The sequence below is a fragment of the Streptococcus sp. 714 genome (genome assembly GCF_013277115.1).
Lineage (GTDB): Bacteria > Bacillota > Bacilli > Lactobacillales > Streptococcaceae > Streptococcus.
This window is the reverse complement of record NZ_VMMH01000008.1, coordinates 120,183-135,902: the sequence shown is the minus strand read 5'-3', so window position 1 is coordinate 135,902 and position 15,720 is coordinate 120,183. Positions and strand designations below refer to the sequence as shown.

The following is a 15,720-nucleotide window of genomic DNA, read 5'->3' as shown; positions in this document are numbered from 1 at the left end:
AGGAGGAACTCTAAATGTTAACTTATGATTTAATCGTTATCGGATTTGGTAAAGCTGGTAAAACACTAGCTGGTAAATTGGCTTCAGCTGGCAAAAAAGTTGCCCTCGTTGAACGTAGCAAAGCAATGTACGGTGGAACTTGTATCAACATCGGTTGTATTCCAACTAAAACTTTGCTAGTTGCTGCTGAGAAAGACTTGTCTTTTGAAGAAGTCATTGCTACTAAAAACACTATCACTGGTCGCCTCAATGGTAAAAACTATGCGACTGTTGCTGGTACAGGCGTCGATATTTTTGATGCGGAAGCTCACTTCCTTTCAAATAAAGTCATCGAAATCCAAGCTGGTGATGAAAAACAAGAATTGACTGCTGAAACTATCGTCATCAACACTGGTGCTGTTTCAAACGTCTTGCCAATTCCAGGACTTGCTACAAGCAAAAATGTCTTTGACTCAACAGGTATCCAAAACTTGGACAAATTGCCTGAAAAACTTGGTGTCCTTGGTGGCGGAAATATCGGTCTTGAATTTGCTGGTCTTTACAATAAACTTGGAAGCAAAGTTACAGTTCTAGATGCCTTGGATACTTTCCTACCTCGTGCAGAACCTTCCATCGCAGCTCTTGCTAAGCAATATATGGAAGAAGACGGTATTGAATTACTTCAAAATATCCGCACTACTGAAATCAAAAACGATGGTGACCAAGTGCTCCTCGTAACTGAAAACGAAACGTACCGTTTCGACGCCCTTCTCTACTCAACTGGACGCAAACCAAATGTAGAACCACTTCAACTTGAAAATACAGATATTGAACTAACTGAACGTGGTGCTATTAAAGTAGACAAACATTGTCAAACAAACGTTCCTGGTGTCTTTGCGGTTGGAGATGTTAATGGTGGTCTTCAATTCACTTACATTTCACTTGATGACTTCCGTGTTGTTTACAGCTACCTTGCTGGAGATGGCAGCTACACACTTGAAGACCGTCTCAATGTGCCAAACACCATGTTTATCACACCTGCACTTTCACAAGTTGGTTTGACTGAAAGCCAAGCAGCTGATTTGAAACTTCCATACGCAGTGAAGGAAATCCCTGTTGCAGCAATGCCTCGCGGTCACGTAAATGGAGACCTTCGTGGAGCCTTCAAAGCTGTTGTCAATACTGAAACAAAAGAAATTCTTGGAGCAAGCATCTTCTCAGAAGGTTCTCAAGAAATCATCAACATCATCACTGTTGCTATGGACAACAAGATTCCTTACACTTACTTCACAAAACAAATCTTCACTCACCCAACCTTGGCTGAGAACTTGAATGACTTGTTTGCAATTTAAGTTGAGATTTAATCGTATCCAACAGCCCTCTTTGGGCTGTTTTTACTTCTTCGAAATCTCAAATCTGTCTTTTCCCTCTTTTATGATATAATAGAAACATGAACTTAAAAACTACTTTGGGCCTCCTAGCTGGGCGTTCTTCTCACTTCGTTTTAAGCCGTCTTGGCCGCGGAAGTACGCTCCCAGGAAAACTTGCCCTTCAATTTGATAAAGATATTTTACAAAACCTAGCTAAGAACTACGAGATTGTCGTAGTCACTGGAACCAACGGAAAAACCTTGACAACTGCCCTCACTGTCGGCATTTTAAAAGAGGTTTATGGTCAAGTTCTGACCAACCCAAGCGGTGCCAACATGATCACAGGAATTGCGACAACCTTCTTAACAGCCAAATCTTCTAAAACTGGAAAAAATATTGCCGTCCTCGAAATTGACGAAGCCAGCCTATCTCGTATCTGTGACTATATCCAGCCTAGTCTCTTTGTTATCACCAATATCTTCCGTGACCAGATGGACCGCTATGGTGAGATTTACACAACTTACAAGATGATTTTGGATGCTATTCGTAAGGTGCCTACTGCCACTGTTCTCCTTAATGGAGACAGTCCACTTTTCTACAAGCCAGCTATTCCAAATCCTGTACAGTATTTTGGTTTTGACTTGGAGAAAGGTCCAGCCCAACTGGCTCACTACAATACCGAAGGAATCCTCTGCCCTGACTGCCAAGGCATCCTCAAATACGAGCACAATACCTATGCAAACTTGGGTGCCTATATCTGTGAAGGCTGCGGATGTAAACGTCCTGATCTCGACTATCGCTTGACAGAATTGGTTGAGTTAACCAACAATCGCTCTCGCTTTGTCATTGACGAACAAGAATATGGTATCCAAATCGGTGGTCTCTACAATATCTACAACGCCCTAGCTGCGGTTGCCATCGCCCGTTTCCTTGGTGCAGATTCACAACTCATCAAGCAGGGATTTGACAAGAGCCGTGCTGTCTTTGGTCGTCAGGAAACCTTCCATATCGGCGATAAAGAATGTACCCTTGTCTTGATTAAAAATCCAGTCGGTGCGACCCAAGCTATCGAGATGATTAAACTAGCACCTTATCCATTTAGCCTATCTGTCCTCCTTAATGCTAACTATGCAGACGGAATTGATACCAGCTGGATCTGGGATGCTGATTTTGAACAAATCACTGACATGGACATCCCTGAAATCAACGCTGGCGGTGTTCGCCATTCTGAAATCGCTCGTCGTCTACGAGTAACTGGCTATCCAGCTGATAAAATTACTGAAACAAGTAGTCTGGAACAAGTTCTTAAGACAATTGAGAATCAAGACTGCAAGCATGCCTATATCCTGGCTACCTATACTGCTATGCTTGAATTCCGCGAACTGCTGGCTAATCGTCAGATTGTTAGAAAGGAGATGAACTAATGGTTTATACTTCACTTTCCTCAAAAGCTGGCAATTACCCTTATCAGCTCAACATTGCCCACCTCTACGGTAACCTCATGAATACCTATGGGGACAATGGAAACATCCTCATGCTCAAGTATGTTGCTGAAAAACTGGGAGCCCATGTGACGGTTGACATCGTTTCTCTCCATGATAACTTTGATGAAAACCACTACGACATCGCCTTTTTCGGTGGCGGTCAAGACTTTGAACAAAGTATCATTGCAGACGACCTACCTGCTAAAAAAGAGAGCATTGACAACTATATCCAAAACGACGGTGTAGTTCTGGCTATCTGTGGTGGTTTCCAACTATTGGGACAATATTATATTGAAGCTTCAGGGAGACGTATCGAAGGACTCGGTGTCATGGGCCACTACACCCTCAACCAGACTAATAACCGTTTTATCGGGGACATCAAGATTCATAATGAAGATTTCAATGAAACCTACTATGGATTTGAGAATCATCAGGGCCGTACCTTCCTCTCTGATGACCAAAAACCACTGGGACAGGTTGTCTATGGAAATGGAAATAACGAAGAAAAGGTAGGCGAAGGGGTTCATTACAAGAATGTCTTTGGTTCCTACTTCCACGGACCTATCCTCTCTCGCAATGCCAATCTGGCCTATCGCCTGGTCACTACTGCCCTCAAGAAAAAATATGGTCAGGACATCCAACTCCCTGCCTATGAGGACATTCTCAGCCAAGAAATCGCTGAAGAATACAGCGACGTCAAAAGCAAGGCTGACTTTTCTTAAACAAAAGGAAATTATATCAAAGAACTCTGTTATCTTGTCGGAGTTCTTTTTGTCTGTTCTTTTACCCTTCTCCCTTGCATTTTCTCTCTTTTTTTGCCAAAATAGAGGGGTAGAAAGAAGGTAGCATATGTCTAAATTACAACAAATCGTAACATATCTTGAATCAGAAACACTAGACGTCGCTGTCGTATCTGACCCCGTCACAATCAATTACCTCACTGGATTTTACAGTGATCCCCATGAACGCCAAATGTTCCTTTTTATCCTAGCGGATCAAGAACCCCTCCTCTTTGTCCCAGCCCTTGAAGTTGAGCGTGCTACTAGCACTGTTTCCTTCCCAGTTGTGGGCTATGTGGATTCTGAAAATCCATGGCAAAAAATCAAAAACGCTTTGCCTCAGCACGACTTCAAACGTGTTGCTGTTGAGTTTGACAATCTTATCTTGACCAAATACCATGGCTTGAAAACAGTTTTTGAAACTGCTGAGTTTGAAAACCTCACTCCTCGTATCCAACGTATGCGCCTCATCAAATCAGCTGATGAAGTGCAAAAAATGATGGTTGCAGGTCTCTATGCGGACAAGGCTGTTAAGATTGGTTTTGACAATATTTCTCTTGATAAGACCGAGACAGATATCATTGCTCAAATTGACTTTGCCATGAAACGTGAAGGCTATGAAATGAGCTTTGATACCATGGTCTTGACTGGTGATAATGCTGCAAATCCACACGGTATTCCAGCAGCTAACAAGGTTGAAAATAATGCTCTTCTACTCTTTGACCTTGGTGTTCTAGTCAACGGCTATGCGTCAGATATGACTCGTACAGTCGCAGTCGGCAAACCTGACCAATTCAAGAAAGACATTTACAACTTGACTCTTGAAGCCCAACAAACAGCTATTGACTTTATCAAACCAGGTGTAACTGCCCATGAAGTGGACCGCGCTGCCCGCGAAGTCATTGAAAAAGCTGGTTACGGAAAATACTTCAACCACCGTCTCGGTCATGGTATCGGTATGGATGTCCACGAATTCCCATCCATCATGGAAGGAAACGACATGGTCATCGAAGAGGGCATGTGCTTCTCTGTTGAACCAGGTATCTATATCCCTGGTAAAGTCGGTGTCCGTATCGAAGACTGCGGTGTTGTTACCAAGGATGGCTTTGACCTCTTTACAAGCACCAGCAAAGACTTGCTTTATTTTGATTAATATTCTTCGAAAATCTTCCCACAATAAAAATGCATAGTATCAAGTTTTTTCAACACCTGATACTATGCATTTTTATTATTTTTAGGACTTTTGACTCAGCCTCTTTATACTCAATGAAAATCAAAGTGCAAACTAGGAAGCTAGCCGCAGGTTGCTCAAAACACTGTTTTGAGGTTGTAGATAAGACTGATGAAGTCAGTAACCATATCTACGACAAGGTGAAGCTGACGTGGTTTGAAGAGATTTTCGAAGAGTGTTACTTAATCTTCTTAATACTTTGACTAAGGATAAATCCTACAATCATCCCTACCATATTTTGCATGAAATTTGGTAGGATTTCTGGTAGAGCTGCTGCCCAGCCATTCATTAAAGTAGAACCCAAGGCGTAGCCCCCCACCATGACAATGGTTGCTAGGATAAGGCCTAACCACTGAGTTTTGCCTTTAAATCCTGCGAAAAACCCTTGCAAGCCATGATTGATTAAGCTAAAGAACATCCACTGAGGATAGCCTGATAAGAGGTCAATCAAGAAACCTGCTAGTCCTCCGACTACAGCCCCTTCACGACTACCAAAGTAAAAGGCCGCAAAGAAGACACCCGCATCTAAAAGAGTTAAAATACCTGTCGGTGTTGGAATTTTTAAGAAATAACCTAGAACCACAGAAAGGGCGGTTAAGAGGGATACAAGGGCGATTTTAGTTGTTTTGGTTTGCTTCATATTGTCTTACTCCATATTGATCTGCTTGTGCAATGGCACGATAAACGAAAGCTTTAGAACTTTCTACTGCTGGTAAAAGTTCATCACCTTTAACCAAGTGACTGGCAATGCTTGAGGCAAAGGTACAACCTGCACCAGCATTTTGGCCTTGGATGACAGGATTTTCTAGGACTGTAAAGGTTTGTCCGTCATAAAAGACATCTACAGCCTTGTCCTGACTAAGGCGATTGCCTCCCTTGATAATGACTGCTGGCGCTCCTAATTCATGCAATTTCTGCGCTGCAACTTTCATGTCTTCCAAGGTTTTGATTTCCTGACCAGCTAATAATTCTGCTTCTGGGAGGTTAGGCGTAATCACACTAACATGAGGGAAAAAACGAATCAGTTCTTGACAGAGCTCACTTACAGCTACGTCGTGTGTTTCCTTGCAGACCAAGACAGGGTCCAGAACCACAGGCACTCCTGGGCGTTGCTTGATAAAGTCCAATGCCTTCTCAGCCACACTGACAGTTGGTAGAAGACCAATCTTAATCCCTGCAAATTCCACATCACGCAAGCTATCTAATTCATGTTGAAAAATGGCATCGTCAGTTGGAAAGACTTCAAATCCTTTTTCTGTCAAGGCTGTCAAACAAGTTACTGCTACAAAGCCATGCAAACCGTTCAAGGTATAGGTAGCCAAATCAGCTGACAAACCACCACCACTAAAAATATCATTTCCTGAAAGTGCTAAAATACGATTATTCTTCATAACGAATCTCCTTTAGATACAAGCCATTTGGTGCTGCCGTTGGACCAGCTAGCTGCCTGTCCTTCTTCTCTAAAATCAAGTCAATCTGCTCTACTGGCATACGGCTATTGCCGATTTTGAGCAGTGTCCCCACCATATTGCGAATCTGCTTATACAAGAAACCATTTCCTGAAAAAGTAAAGGTCAAAAACTGACCTGTCTCATCAACTGTTAAACTAGCTTCTGTGATGGTGCGAACCTTATTCTCTACACTAGTCCCAGAGGCTGTAAAACCGGTAAAATCATGGGTTCCCTCTAGCTTTTTGATTGCAATTTGCATGCGTTCCACATCGAGTGGATAGGGAAAGTGAGTCGCATAGTGACGGCGCATAGGATTCTTGGGACGCCCCCTATCCACGATAAACTCATAGGTCTTACTGTGCTTGGCATAACGGCAATGAAAATCATCTGCCACAAGCTCAATCGAAATCACATCAATATCTTCAGGAGACTGGGTGTCCAAAGCAAAACGGAGCTTCTCCTCATCCATCTGATAGGGCAGGTCAAAATGAATGACCTGTCCCAGGGCATGAACCCCACTATCTGTCCTACCAGCACCGTGAACAGTAATGGCTTGCCCCTTATTCAATCTAGTCAAGGTTTTTTCAATTTCCTCCTGAACGCTACGCGCATGAGGCTGGCGCTGAAAACCAGCAAAGGCATAACCATCATAGGAAATAGTTGCTTTATATCTCGTCATAACTTCTATTTTATCAAGAAATTAATCTGTAGACAAGGTTCTAAAATAAATATTGTCTGGGTACAAAAAAACTCAAAAGAAAAAACTTAAGAAATCAATCCTAAGCTCTCTTTTGAAGTAGGTACATGACAAAGATAGAGGTTACAATCAACCAACATCCTAAGATACTAAAGACCAACATACCATTTTGTGTTAGCAAGCCAATTGCCCCTAGAACGAATGGGGTCGTAAAGGCTCCAAAACTACAGCCTAAAACTGCAAATGAGGTTGCTTGATTGAGGAGTTTAGCTGGAATTCTTTCAGAGACAAGTTGAAAGACCGTCGTCAAGGCTACACTGTAGGCAAAACCAGCCAGAATGCTTCCTGCCACTACCACCCACAAGGATGGAGACAGGGCAATCACGATTTGCCCTAAACCGAAGGTAATACCAGACCAGAGGAGCAGTTTCTCTTTAAAAATAGAAATCAAGAAAGAAAAACTCACCCCAGCCACAATACCGATCAACTGCATGACACTAAGAACAAAACTAGATAACTGGGCATCTCCAAGTCCTCTTTCCACCATCAAACTTGGAATACGGATGGTAATAGCTGTATTAGTACAAACTACCACTGCTGCTTCAATAGCTAGGATAAAAATCAAGCCTTTCATTTCCCGAGTTAAGCGACTTGCTTCCTTCTCTTTTTTCTTGACTTCTTTCTTTTCCTTTCCATAAGGGACAAAGAGCAGATAAAGGGTCAGCACCAAAAATCCAGCACTATAGGCTAAGAAAGTAGCTGTCCAACCAAAGCCCAACAACTGACCGACGGCCAAGGTAATGAGAGAAGCTCCAACAACCTCTGCAGAACCACGTAGCCCTAGCATCTGAATTCGCGTTTTTCCTTGATAACGTTCACTGATAATGGAAATGGCCTTGGCATTGATCATCCCAACACCTAAACCAAAAAGAATCCGTGTTCCAAAAACAAAGGGGTAGGCTTGATACCAGAAGGGAGCCGTCCCGCTGAGTGATAAAATCAGCAAGCCCAAACTAATCTGTAAGCGCTCAGGGAATATTTTTTCTAAGAAACCATTTAGTAGTAACATGATCATGATCCCAAAGGAAGGCAAGCTCGCCAAGAGCTCAATTTGTTCCTTAGGATAACCCTGATAATAGTCAAACATGGCTGGTAGGGCACTTGAAATCGAAAAGGACGTAATCAAAACGAGGGAGAGAGCCAAAATACTGACCCGTTCTAAAAATTGTTTCATAAAATCTCTTTCTATATTTCTCTTAATCTTCTTTTTTAGATAGTTTTCAAGCAAGAAAAGAAGAAGTCTCATTCGTATATAGACTCCTTCTTAAACTCGAAAATGAATCCCTTGTGTCTTATACTCAATGAAAATCAAAGAGCAAACTAGGAAGATAGCCGCAGGCTGTACTTGAGTACGGCAAGGCGAAACTGACGTGGTTTGAATTTGATTTTCGAAGAGTATTAGGATGACTTTCTCTTGATTTGCTTGATAAAGTAGAAGATAAATCCTGCCACCATATAGGCAACAAAGATAATCAGACACCACTTGAACACGATATCCCAACCCTTGTTCACATTCAAAAAAAAGTAAGGGAAAGGACTGACCTTAGAATTAGGAATGTCTAATTTCAATACCAAACCATTAAAAAGAGCAAAAATCATATACAGCAAGGGTAAAATCGTCCACACAACTGGATCCCAAATCTTGTATTGACCCTGTTTGTCAAAAAAGAGGGTATCTGCTAAAAACCAAAGGGGAACGATATAGTGGCAAAGGAAATTTTCCAGAGTATAGAAATTAGTCGCAATGGGCGCTAAGAGGAAATGGTAAATTACACAGGTAATCATGATACTCATGGTAACTCCACCTTTTAAGCGCAAGAGACTTGTCCTTTGCCAGTTTTCACCTAAACGGCTCATAACCTTTAGGAGATAGAGCGTAAAAATCGCTACTAACAGATTTGACAGAATCGTATAATAGAGAAGCATCCCAAATCCACCATGCTTGGCGATTTCAAGATAAACTCCCGTAAAAGCCGCTAGAAACAAGAAGATACGGCTATAAAATACTAGTTTATAGTGCTTTGACATGCTTAAATTTTCTTAACAAACTCTGATTTGAGTTTCATAGCGCCAAAGCCATCGATTTTACAGTCGATATTGTGGTCGCCTTCTACGATGCGGATATTTTTCACGCGCGTCCCTTGTTTCAAATCTTTTGGCGCACCTTTTACCTTCAAGTCCTTGATGAGAGTTACTGTATCACCGTCAGCCAATTTATTTCCGTTGGCATCGATAGCGACAAGACCTTCTTCTACTTCTGCAACTTCAGCAGGATTCCACTCATGAGCACACTCTGGGCAAACCAGTAGGGCACCGTCTTCGTAGACATACTCTGAGTTACATTGTGGGCAATTTGGTAGGTTGTTCATGGTTTCTCCTTATCATCATTCACTATTCTTTGAAAATCAAAATTTCTCGAACAGCAACTATTATACCTTAAAATTAGTATTTTGACAAATTTAGAAAAAAACCGATATCAATCTATCGGCTTTTCAACATTTACATTCTTTTTTCAGCTTCTGCTTTGATTTTTTCAACTACTTCTTGAATGTTCAAGCCTGTTGTATCAAGGTAAACTGCGTCCTCTGCTTGTTTGAGAGGTGAAGTCTCACGATGACTATCCTTGTAGTCACGCGCAGCAATTTCCTCTTTTAGGGTTTTAAGGTCTGTCTCAATTCCCTTGGAGATATTTTCCTTATAACGGCGCTCTGCTCTCTCATCAACAGAGGCTACTAGGAAAATTTTCAACTCTGCTTGTGGCAATACAACAGTTCCAATATCACGCCCATCCATAACAATCCCACCTTGCTGGGCGATTTCTTGTTGGAGAGAAACCAGTTTCTCACGAATTTCAGGAATTGCTGCAATAGCAGAGACATGATTTGTCACTTCATTCTCACGGATAGGATGAGTAATATCCACATCTCCTACAAAGACAAGCTGTTCTCCAGTTTCTGAACGCCCAAAGCTGATTGGATGCTGGTCCAATAAGTCTAAGAGTTCTTCAACTTGTTCAACTCCTAATTGGTTCCTGAGAGCCATATAAGTCGCTGCACGATACATGGCTCCTGTATCAAGGTAGGTATAACCAAAATCCTTAGCAATGATCTTTGCGACCGTACTCTTACCACTTGAAGCAGGACCGTCAATAGCAATTTGAATTGTTTTCATATCGGCTCCTATTTTATTTTTATAACATCACCTGGATTAGCAAACCAAGAGCCTGTAGCCATATGACTAGGATTTAAGGCTTCCAACTGAGCAATCGAGATACCTGCACGAGCTGCAATGGATGCTTCCCCTTCTCCTGCTAACACTTTTGTCGTTCCTTCTGGATCAGTTGGATGTTCTGAACTACTAGATGACTCTTCTACCTTTTCCTCTGAACTAGAAGATGCCTGCTCTGAACTACTAGAAGATGAAATCTGTACTACATTTGCATCAGAATCATGAAAATCTTTCAAGGCTGCTGTACGATTACTCCCACCCGATGAAAGATAGATCAGAACAATAATCATCACAACTACAATCACAAAGAAAATACTTGCTAAAATAGTTAAGATACGATTAGCAATGACTCCTCCACCTTGTTCTCGATTATGACGTTGTGTTCTTGTTTCCTCTTGATTTTCATAAATATCTTCTTGCCACGGTTCTTTTGCCATACCTTACTCCTTGTTTTTTTTTACTTTTCTTATTACAATATAAATATGAAAATCACACTTATACCTGAACGTTGCATTGCCTGTGGGCTTTGCCAAACTTATTCTGATTTATTTGATTACCACGATAATGGAATCGTACGTTTTTACGATGATCCTGATCAACTGGAAAAAGAAATTTCTCCTAGTCAAGACGTCTTAGAGGCTATTAAAAACTGCCCAACTCGCGCCCTGATTGGAAACCAGGAATCCTAAATCAAGGGCGGTAATCCACTCCTTCTAGTTTAGCATATTTCCATGTAAAATTATAGTCTTTTCTCTCTATTTTTTTCGGTTAAAATAGGAAGATCACTTTTTTCTTTGATAAGATAAAGTGGTCTTTTTTTAGTCTCTAGATAAATCTTACTGATGTACTTGCCGAGAATCCCAATGGTCAAGAGTTGAATGCCTCCAAGAAAGAGAATGACAGCCATCAGAGAGGTCCAACCCGATGTCGGATTGCCCAAAATAAGGGTCCGAACCACAACAAAAAAGGTCATGAGGAGAGAAATAAAACAAGATAGAAGACCTGCTACAAAGGCTATAATCAAAGGAAAATCTGAAAAATTAACAATCCCTTCCATGGAGTAGAAAAAGAGCTGCCTAAAACTCCAACTTGTCTTGCCAGCCTGCCTTTCGACATTTGGATAGTCCAGATAGTAGGTTTTAAAACCTACCCAGGCAAATAGTCCCTTTGAAAAACGATTGGACTCGGTCAAACTTAAAATGGCATCGACTACTGATCTTCTCATCATCCGAAAATCACGAACACCTGACGGCAGGGCTACTGGACTAATTTTTTGCATGAGGTGATAAAAGAGGTCAGCACAGAAACTGCGAAAGAAGGGTTCTCCCTCCCGACTGGTTCTGCGTGTCCCTACACAGTCCAAATCTGCATTTTGTTCTAGTAAAGCTTTCATTTCAAGCAAGATACTAGGAGGATCTTGTAGGTCTGCATCCATCACCACCACCAGATCTCCTGTCGCATACTGCAGGCCTGCATAGAGGGCTGCTTCTTTACCAAAATTTCGAGAGAAAGAAAGATAATGCACTGCCGGATTTTGCTCCCGATAGGTCTTTAAGAGTTCCAAGGTCCCATCACTTGATCCATCGTCGACAAATACATACTCGATTTCTGCTCCCAAATCAGGAATCAAATCTTCCAAAGCCTGATAAAAAAGAGGAAGTACTTCCTCTTCGTTTAAACAAGGGACAATGATTGACATCACCATCTTAGTCTTCAAATCCATTTGGATGCTTACTTTGCCAACGCCATGCGTCTTCACACATTTGGGTGATATCTAGTTCTGCTTCCCAACCGAGTTCTGCTTTGGCTTTTGCTGGGTCTGAATAGCAGGCAGCGATATCACCTGGGCGGCGTTCTACGATGCGGTAAGGAATAGGACGTCCCACCGCTTTTTCCATGTTTTGGATAATTTCAAGAACGGAGTAACCTTTACCAGTTCCAAGGTTATAAATGTTTAGACCTGAACCTTTTTGGATTTTTTTCAAAGCTGCAACGTGACCTTTAGCCAAATCAACAACGTGGATATAGTCACGAACACCAGTTCCGTCTTCCGTATCGTAATCGTCTCCAAATACTTGCACTTGCTCTAATTTCCCAACGGCTACTTGAGTCACATATGGCAAGAGGTTGTTTGGAATACCGTTTGGATTTTCTCCCAAATCACCACTCTCATGAGCTCCGATTGGGTTAAAGTAACGAAGCAAGACCACATTCCATTCTGAGTCTGCCTTGTAGATATCTGTCAAAATTTCCTCAAGCATAAGCTTGGTGCGACCATATGGATTGGTCACAGAAAGTGGGAAATCTTCCAAGATTGGCACTGTGTGCGGATCTCCATAAACTGTCGCAGAAGAACTGAAAATGATGTTTTTACAGTTGTTTTCTTCCATGACCTTCAAAAGACTAACAGTTCCAGCGATATTATTGTCATAATAGGCAAGAGGGATACGGGTAGATTCGCCAACAGCCTTCAAACCAGCAAAGTGAATGACACCCGTTGGTTCTTCTTGCTTGAAAATATCTCTGAGAGTATCAGTATCACGGATATCTGCCTCATAGAAAGGCACTTCAACTCCTGTAATTCTCTCAACAACTTCTAAACTTTTTCTGTTACTATTAACAAGGTTATCCACCACAACAACCTGATGACCTGCTTGGATTAACTCAATAACTGTGTGGGTTCCGATAAAACCAGTTCCACCTGTTACTAAAATCTTTTCTTGCATCTTCTTTCCTCGATTCTCGGATTATTTTTTCTTATTTTACCATTTTTGATAGGGAATGTCATTTGCCATCCTAGAGGAGAAGCTAAAATTTCAGTAAAATTTTATTCGTTTTTTAGTCGTTTGACATAGTTTTCAATTGGGTAGTTTACTGGATCCAAGGTCAACTCCTTGTCTTGGATAAGTTGGGCTAGATGGTAACCAATGATAGGACCAGTTGTGAGGCCTGATGAACCTAGACCACTAGCTGCATAGACACCTGCCAATTCTGGCACCTGCCCAAAGAAAGGAGAGAAATCACTGGTGTAGGCACGGATTCCCACACGCTCAGCTCTGGAAGTCGCTTCTACCAAGGCTTGGTAGTGAGGCAAGGCTGCTTCCTCCATTTGCTGGAGCAAGCTTTCATCCACCGTCAAATCAAATCCCATATCATTTTCATGGGTAGCACCTAGAGACAATTTCCCACCTGCAAAAGGAATCAAATCCCACTCTCCTTCGGGCATAACAACAGGGTAAGCTTCCATGTCTTGAGCAAGCTGATAATCTCGGAGTTGTCCTTTTTGAGGACGAACATCCACTTCATATCCCAAAGGCTCTAACAGGTGTCCCAGCCAAGCTCCCGTCGCCAAAATAACCCGTTCAAACACCTCTTCGCCAATCTGATAACCTGATTCTAAAGGTGTCAGACTCACTTTTTCTTTGACCAGCTTGACCTGACTAGCTTCCAGCAGACGAGTCACCAAGAGTTGACCATCTACTCTCGCTCCACCAGAAGCATAGAGCAGGCGGTCGAATCCCTGCAAGCCAGGAAATAATTTATTTGCAGACGCTTGGTCTAAAATGGCTAATTGCCCTATTAAAGGAGATTCTTCCCTACGCTGCAGGGCTAGTTGATAGAGTTCTTCCAACTTAGTTTCATCCTTTTTCAAGAGAAAAACTCCCGAACGCTGGTAAAAGTCGATTTCCTGACCAGACTTTTCTAAATCAGCCAACAAATCCACATAAAAGTCAGCACCCAAGCGTGCCATCTTGTACCAGGCTTTATTGCGGCGTTTTGAAAACCAAGGACTGATAATGCCTGCCGCAGCCTTGGTAGCCTGACCTTGTCCATGGTCAAAAACGGTCACCTCTAGGTCACTTTCTTTCGAGAGGTAGTAGGCAGCTGTGGCACCTACAATCCCTGCTCCGATAATGGCAACTTTCTTCATTGTCTTCACTTTCTAACTAGATATGGTGGAAAGGATTGGTCGATGCTTGACTAGGCAAGATATCAATATCCCAGCTCTTTTCTTCCTTCCATTGAGTAAGGAGTGCTGCGATTTTTTCTACAAACAGCACTTCTATATAGTGACCTGGATCCAGTACTAACAAGCCATCAGACAGCATATCCTGGGCAGTGTGGTAATAAATGTCACCAGTGATATAGACATCTGCTCCCTTTGCCAAAGCATCCTTATAGAAAGACTGCCCGCTTCCGCCACAGATAGCCACTCTTGAAATAGGCTTCTGCAAATCAGTCTCTTGATAATGCACCATTCGAAGACTATCTAGGCCAAAGACTTGCTTGACATGCTGGGCCAATTCCCCAAAGGTCTGAGTCGTAATATTCCCAATACGACCAATTCCACGTTCAGGACCTGTCTCCTGCAGATAAGTCGTCTCCTCAATGCCTAGCATCTGGCAGAACCAGTCATTGAGGCCATTTTCAACGATGTCAATATTGGTATGGCTGACATAAACTGCAATGTCATGCTTAATCAGGTCTATATAAATCTGATTTTGCGGACGGCTAGCTACCAAATCCTTGATGGGACGGAAAATCGGCGCGTGCTTAACGATAATCAAATCCACACCCTTTTCAATAGCCTCTGCCACCGTCTCTTCACGAATATCGAGGACAACCATAACTCTTTGGATATCCTTGTCCAAAGTGCCAATTTGCAGGCCACGACTGTCTCCCTCCATTGAAAATTCCTGAGGGCAAAAGACTTCATACGCATTAATCACTTCACTTGCTAACATGGAGAACCTCCTTGATGGCTTGAATTTTATCTACTAGAACTTGACGTTCCTCCAGATTTTTTTCTGGGATTTGTCCGAGGGCAAACTCTAGCTTAACAGCTTCTTTTTGCCATTTTTGGACAAAGACTGGACTGACCTCTTTGGACAAGAAAGGTCCAAAGCGAACATCACTGGCTGAGAGCTTCATTTGTCCTGCTTCCACTACCAAAATCTCGTAAAACTTGCCAGCTTCTTCTAAAATGCTTTCTGCCACAATCTGAAAATCGTTATCTTGCAACCAAATGCGCAAGTCGTCTTCACGATTATTAGGCTGTAGGATTAAACACTCTACATTAGCCAGCTTGTCCAAGCCCTCTTCTAAAATCCTAGCAATCAAACGACCGCCCATACCTGCAATGGTGATGACCGACACTTGGTCAGTATCTTCAAATGCTGCCAGACCATTGGCTAAACGAACCTGGATTTTCTCCTTTAGGCCGTGCGCTTCAACATTTTTGACTGCAGATTGGTAGGGACCTTCCACCACCTCACCTGCAATGGCACTTTTGATTTGGCCTCTCTCGACTAACTCGATTGGCAGATAAGCATGGTCACTCCCCACATCTAGTAAAATGGCCCCTTGGGGAACAAAGGAAGCCACCAATTCTAATCTCTTTGAAATCATCTTCTCTCACTTTCCAAAACTCTGTTACCATT

18 protein-coding genes are annotated in these 15,720 nt (G+C 42.2%); 5 read left to right on the top strand and 13 right to left on the bottom strand.

The window, feature by feature from the left end:
- Positions 1-14 precede the first annotated feature (14 nt).
- From HT718_RS03480 to HT718_RS03465, 4 genes are all read left to right on the top strand, one after another.
- Positions 15-1,331: an FAD-containing oxidoreductase gene (locus tag HT718_RS03480; protein ID WP_173267322.1), complete on the top strand. Its 1,317-nt coding sequence runs from the start codon at positions 15-17 to the stop codon at positions 1,329-1,331.
- 98 nt (positions 1,332-1,429) lie between these two features.
- Complete coding sequence (gene murT, locus HT718_RS03475; RefSeq protein WP_173267320.1) at positions 1,430-2,773, top strand: lipid II isoglutaminyl synthase subunit MurT; 1,344 nt, start codon at positions 1,430-1,432, stop codon at positions 2,771-2,773.
- Positions 2,773-3,555 (top strand): lipid II isoglutaminyl synthase subunit GatD, encoded by a 783-nt coding sequence (gatD, locus tag HT718_RS03470; protein ID WP_173267317.1) that lies wholly within the window; start codon positions 2,773-2,775, stop codon positions 3,553-3,555. The genes murT and gatD overlap by 1 nt, the downstream gene beginning before the upstream one ends.
- 127 nt (positions 3,556-3,682) lie before the next feature.
- Entirely contained in the window at positions 3,683-4,765 is a 1,083-nt protein-coding gene (locus HT718_RS03465) for a Xaa-Pro peptidase family protein (RefSeq protein WP_173267315.1), read from the top strand.
- Between the two features lie 256 nt (positions 4,766-5,021).
- On the opposite strand, the gene HT718_RS03460 is transcribed toward HT718_RS03465, so the two are convergent.
- The 8 genes from HT718_RS03460 to HT718_RS03425 form a co-directional block, all read right to left on the bottom strand.
- A complete protein-coding gene (locus HT718_RS03460; protein WP_173267313.1) occupies positions 5,022-5,483 on the bottom strand; it encodes an ECF transporter S component in 462 nt (153 codons plus the stop codon).
- Complete coding sequence (locus HT718_RS03455) at positions 5,461-6,234, bottom strand: bifunctional hydroxymethylpyrimidine kinase/phosphomethylpyrimidine kinase (protein WP_173267311.1); 774 nt, start codon at positions 6,232-6,234, stop codon at positions 5,461-5,463. The genes HT718_RS03460 and HT718_RS03455 overlap by 23 nt, the downstream gene beginning before the upstream one ends.
- Positions 6,224-6,973: a tRNA pseudouridine(38-40) synthase TruA gene (gene truA / locus HT718_RS03450; protein ID WP_173267309.1), complete on the bottom strand. Its 750-nt coding sequence runs from the start codon at positions 6,971-6,973 to the stop codon at positions 6,224-6,226. The genes HT718_RS03455 and truA overlap by 11 nt, the downstream gene beginning before the upstream one ends.
- 100 nt (positions 6,974-7,073) lie before the next feature.
- Positions 7,074-8,225, bottom strand: coding sequence for an MFS transporter (locus HT718_RS03445; protein ID WP_173267307.1), 1,152 nt, complete (start codon positions 8,223-8,225; stop codon positions 7,074-7,076).
- Between the two features lie 224 nt (positions 8,226-8,449).
- A complete protein-coding gene (locus HT718_RS03440; RefSeq protein WP_173267305.1) occupies positions 8,450-9,079 on the bottom strand; it encodes a Pr6Pr family membrane protein in 630 nt (209 codons plus the stop codon).
- A gap of 2 nt (positions 9,080-9,081) precedes the next feature.
- The gene (locus HT718_RS03435) at positions 9,082-9,420 is read right to left on the bottom strand and encodes a zinc ribbon domain-containing protein YjdM (protein ID WP_020903640.1); all 339 of its coding nucleotides are present in this window, start codon (positions 9,418-9,420) and stop codon (positions 9,082-9,084) included.
- Between the two features lie 130 nt (positions 9,421-9,550).
- Positions 9,551-10,222 (bottom strand): (d)CMP kinase, encoded by a 672-nt coding sequence (gene cmk, locus HT718_RS03430; protein ID WP_173267303.1) that lies wholly within the window; start codon positions 10,220-10,222, stop codon positions 9,551-9,553.
- Between the two features lie 8 nt (positions 10,223-10,230).
- Positions 10,231-10,716: an SAG1386/EF1546 family surface-associated protein gene (locus HT718_RS03425; protein WP_173267300.1), complete on the bottom strand. Its 486-nt coding sequence runs from the start codon at positions 10,714-10,716 to the stop codon at positions 10,231-10,233.
- Between the two features lie 45 nt (positions 10,717-10,761).
- Between HT718_RS03425 and HT718_RS03420 the strand changes: the two genes are divergently transcribed.
- The gene (locus HT718_RS03420; protein WP_162489578.1) at positions 10,762-10,968 is read left to right on the top strand and encodes a ferredoxin; all 207 of its coding nucleotides are present in this window, start codon (positions 10,762-10,764) and stop codon (positions 10,966-10,968) included.
- Between the two features lie 50 nt (positions 10,969-11,018).
- Here HT718_RS03420 and HT718_RS03415 read toward each other — a convergent pair whose 3' ends face one another.
- From HT718_RS03415 to HT718_RS03395, 5 genes are all read right to left on the bottom strand, one after another.
- Positions 11,019-11,984, bottom strand: coding sequence for a glycosyltransferase family 2 protein (locus HT718_RS03415; RefSeq protein ID WP_173267298.1), 966 nt, complete (start codon positions 11,982-11,984; stop codon positions 11,019-11,021).
- Position 11,985: 1 nt separating this feature from the next.
- Entirely contained in the window at positions 11,986-13,005 is a 1,020-nt protein-coding gene (gene galE / locus HT718_RS03410; RefSeq protein ID WP_173267296.1) for a UDP-glucose 4-epimerase GalE, read from the bottom strand.
- A gap of 101 nt (positions 13,006-13,106) precedes the next feature.
- Positions 13,107-14,210, bottom strand: coding sequence for an FAD-binding oxidoreductase (locus HT718_RS03405; RefSeq protein ID WP_173267294.1), 1,104 nt, complete (start codon positions 14,208-14,210; stop codon positions 13,107-13,109).
- Between the two features lie 16 nt (positions 14,211-14,226).
- On the bottom strand, positions 14,227-15,024 hold the full coding sequence (locus HT718_RS03400) for a Nif3-like dinuclear metal center hexameric protein (RefSeq protein ID WP_173267292.1): 798 nt from the start codon (positions 15,022-15,024) through the stop codon (positions 14,227-14,229).
- Positions 15,011-15,688 (bottom strand): tRNA (adenine(22)-N(1))-methyltransferase TrmK, encoded by a 678-nt coding sequence (locus HT718_RS03395; RefSeq protein ID WP_173267283.1) that lies wholly within the window; start codon positions 15,686-15,688, stop codon positions 15,011-15,013. The genes HT718_RS03400 and HT718_RS03395 overlap by 14 nt, the downstream gene beginning before the upstream one ends.
- Between the last annotated feature and the right edge of the window lie 32 nt (positions 15,689-15,720).

Bases quoted from the DNA above. Each gene is read 5' to 3' on its own strand.
- HT718_RS03480 (WP_173267322.1), top strand. From the start codon at position 15: ATGTTAACTTATGATTTAATCGTTATCGGATTTGGTAAAGCTGGTAAA.
- murT (WP_173267320.1), top strand. From the start codon at position 1,430: ATGAACTTAAAAACTACTTTGGGCCTCCTAGCTGGGCGTTCTTCTCAC.
- gatD (WP_173267317.1), top strand. From the start codon at position 2,773: ATGGTTTATACTTCACTTTCCTCAAAAGCTGGCAATTACCCTTATCAG.
- HT718_RS03465 (WP_173267315.1), top strand. From the start codon at position 3,683: ATGTCTAAATTACAACAAATCGTAACATATCTTGAATCAGAAACACTA.
- HT718_RS03460 (WP_173267313.1), bottom strand. From the start codon at position 5,483: ATGAAGCAAACCAAAACAACTAAAATCGCCCTTGTATCCCTCTTAACC.
- HT718_RS03455 (WP_173267311.1), bottom strand. From the start codon at position 6,234: ATGAAGAATAATCGTATTTTAGCACTTTCAGGAAATGATATTTTTAGT.
- truA (WP_173267309.1), bottom strand. From the start codon at position 6,973: ATGACGAGATATAAAGCAACTATTTCCTATGATGGTTATGCCTTTGCT.
- HT718_RS03445 (WP_173267307.1), bottom strand. From the start codon at position 8,225: ATGAAACAATTTTTAGAACGGGTCAGTATTTTGGCTCTCTCCCTCGTT.
- HT718_RS03440 (WP_173267305.1), bottom strand. From the start codon at position 9,079: ATGTCAAAGCACTATAAACTAGTATTTTATAGCCGTATCTTCTTGTTT.
- HT718_RS03435 (WP_020903640.1), bottom strand. From the start codon at position 9,420: ATGAACAACCTACCAAATTGCCCACAATGTAACTCAGAGTATGTCTAC.
- cmk (WP_173267303.1), bottom strand. From the start codon at position 10,222: ATGAAAACAATTCAAATTGCTATTGACGGTCCTGCTTCAAGTGGTAAG.
- HT718_RS03425 (WP_173267300.1), bottom strand. From the start codon at position 10,716: ATGGCAAAAGAACCGTGGCAAGAAGATATTTATGAAAATCAAGAGGAA.
- HT718_RS03420 (WP_162489578.1), top strand. From the start codon at position 10,762: ATGAAAATCACACTTATACCTGAACGTTGCATTGCCTGTGGGCTTTGC.
- HT718_RS03415 (WP_173267298.1), bottom strand. From the start codon at position 11,984: ATGGTGATGTCAATCATTGTCCCTTGTTTAAACGAAGAGGAAGTACTT.
- galE (WP_173267296.1), bottom strand. From the start codon at position 13,005: ATGCAAGAAAAGATTTTAGTAACAGGTGGAACTGGTTTTATCGGAACC.
- HT718_RS03405 (WP_173267294.1), bottom strand. From the start codon at position 14,210: ATGAAGAAAGTTGCCATTATCGGAGCAGGGATTGTAGGTGCCACAGCT.
- HT718_RS03400 (WP_173267292.1), bottom strand. From the start codon at position 15,024: ATGTTAGCAAGTGAAGTGATTAATGCGTATGAAGTCTTTTGCCCTCAG.
- HT718_RS03395 (WP_173267283.1), bottom strand. From the start codon at position 15,688: ATGATTTCAAAGAGATTAGAATTGGTGGCTTCCTTTGTTCCCCAAGGG.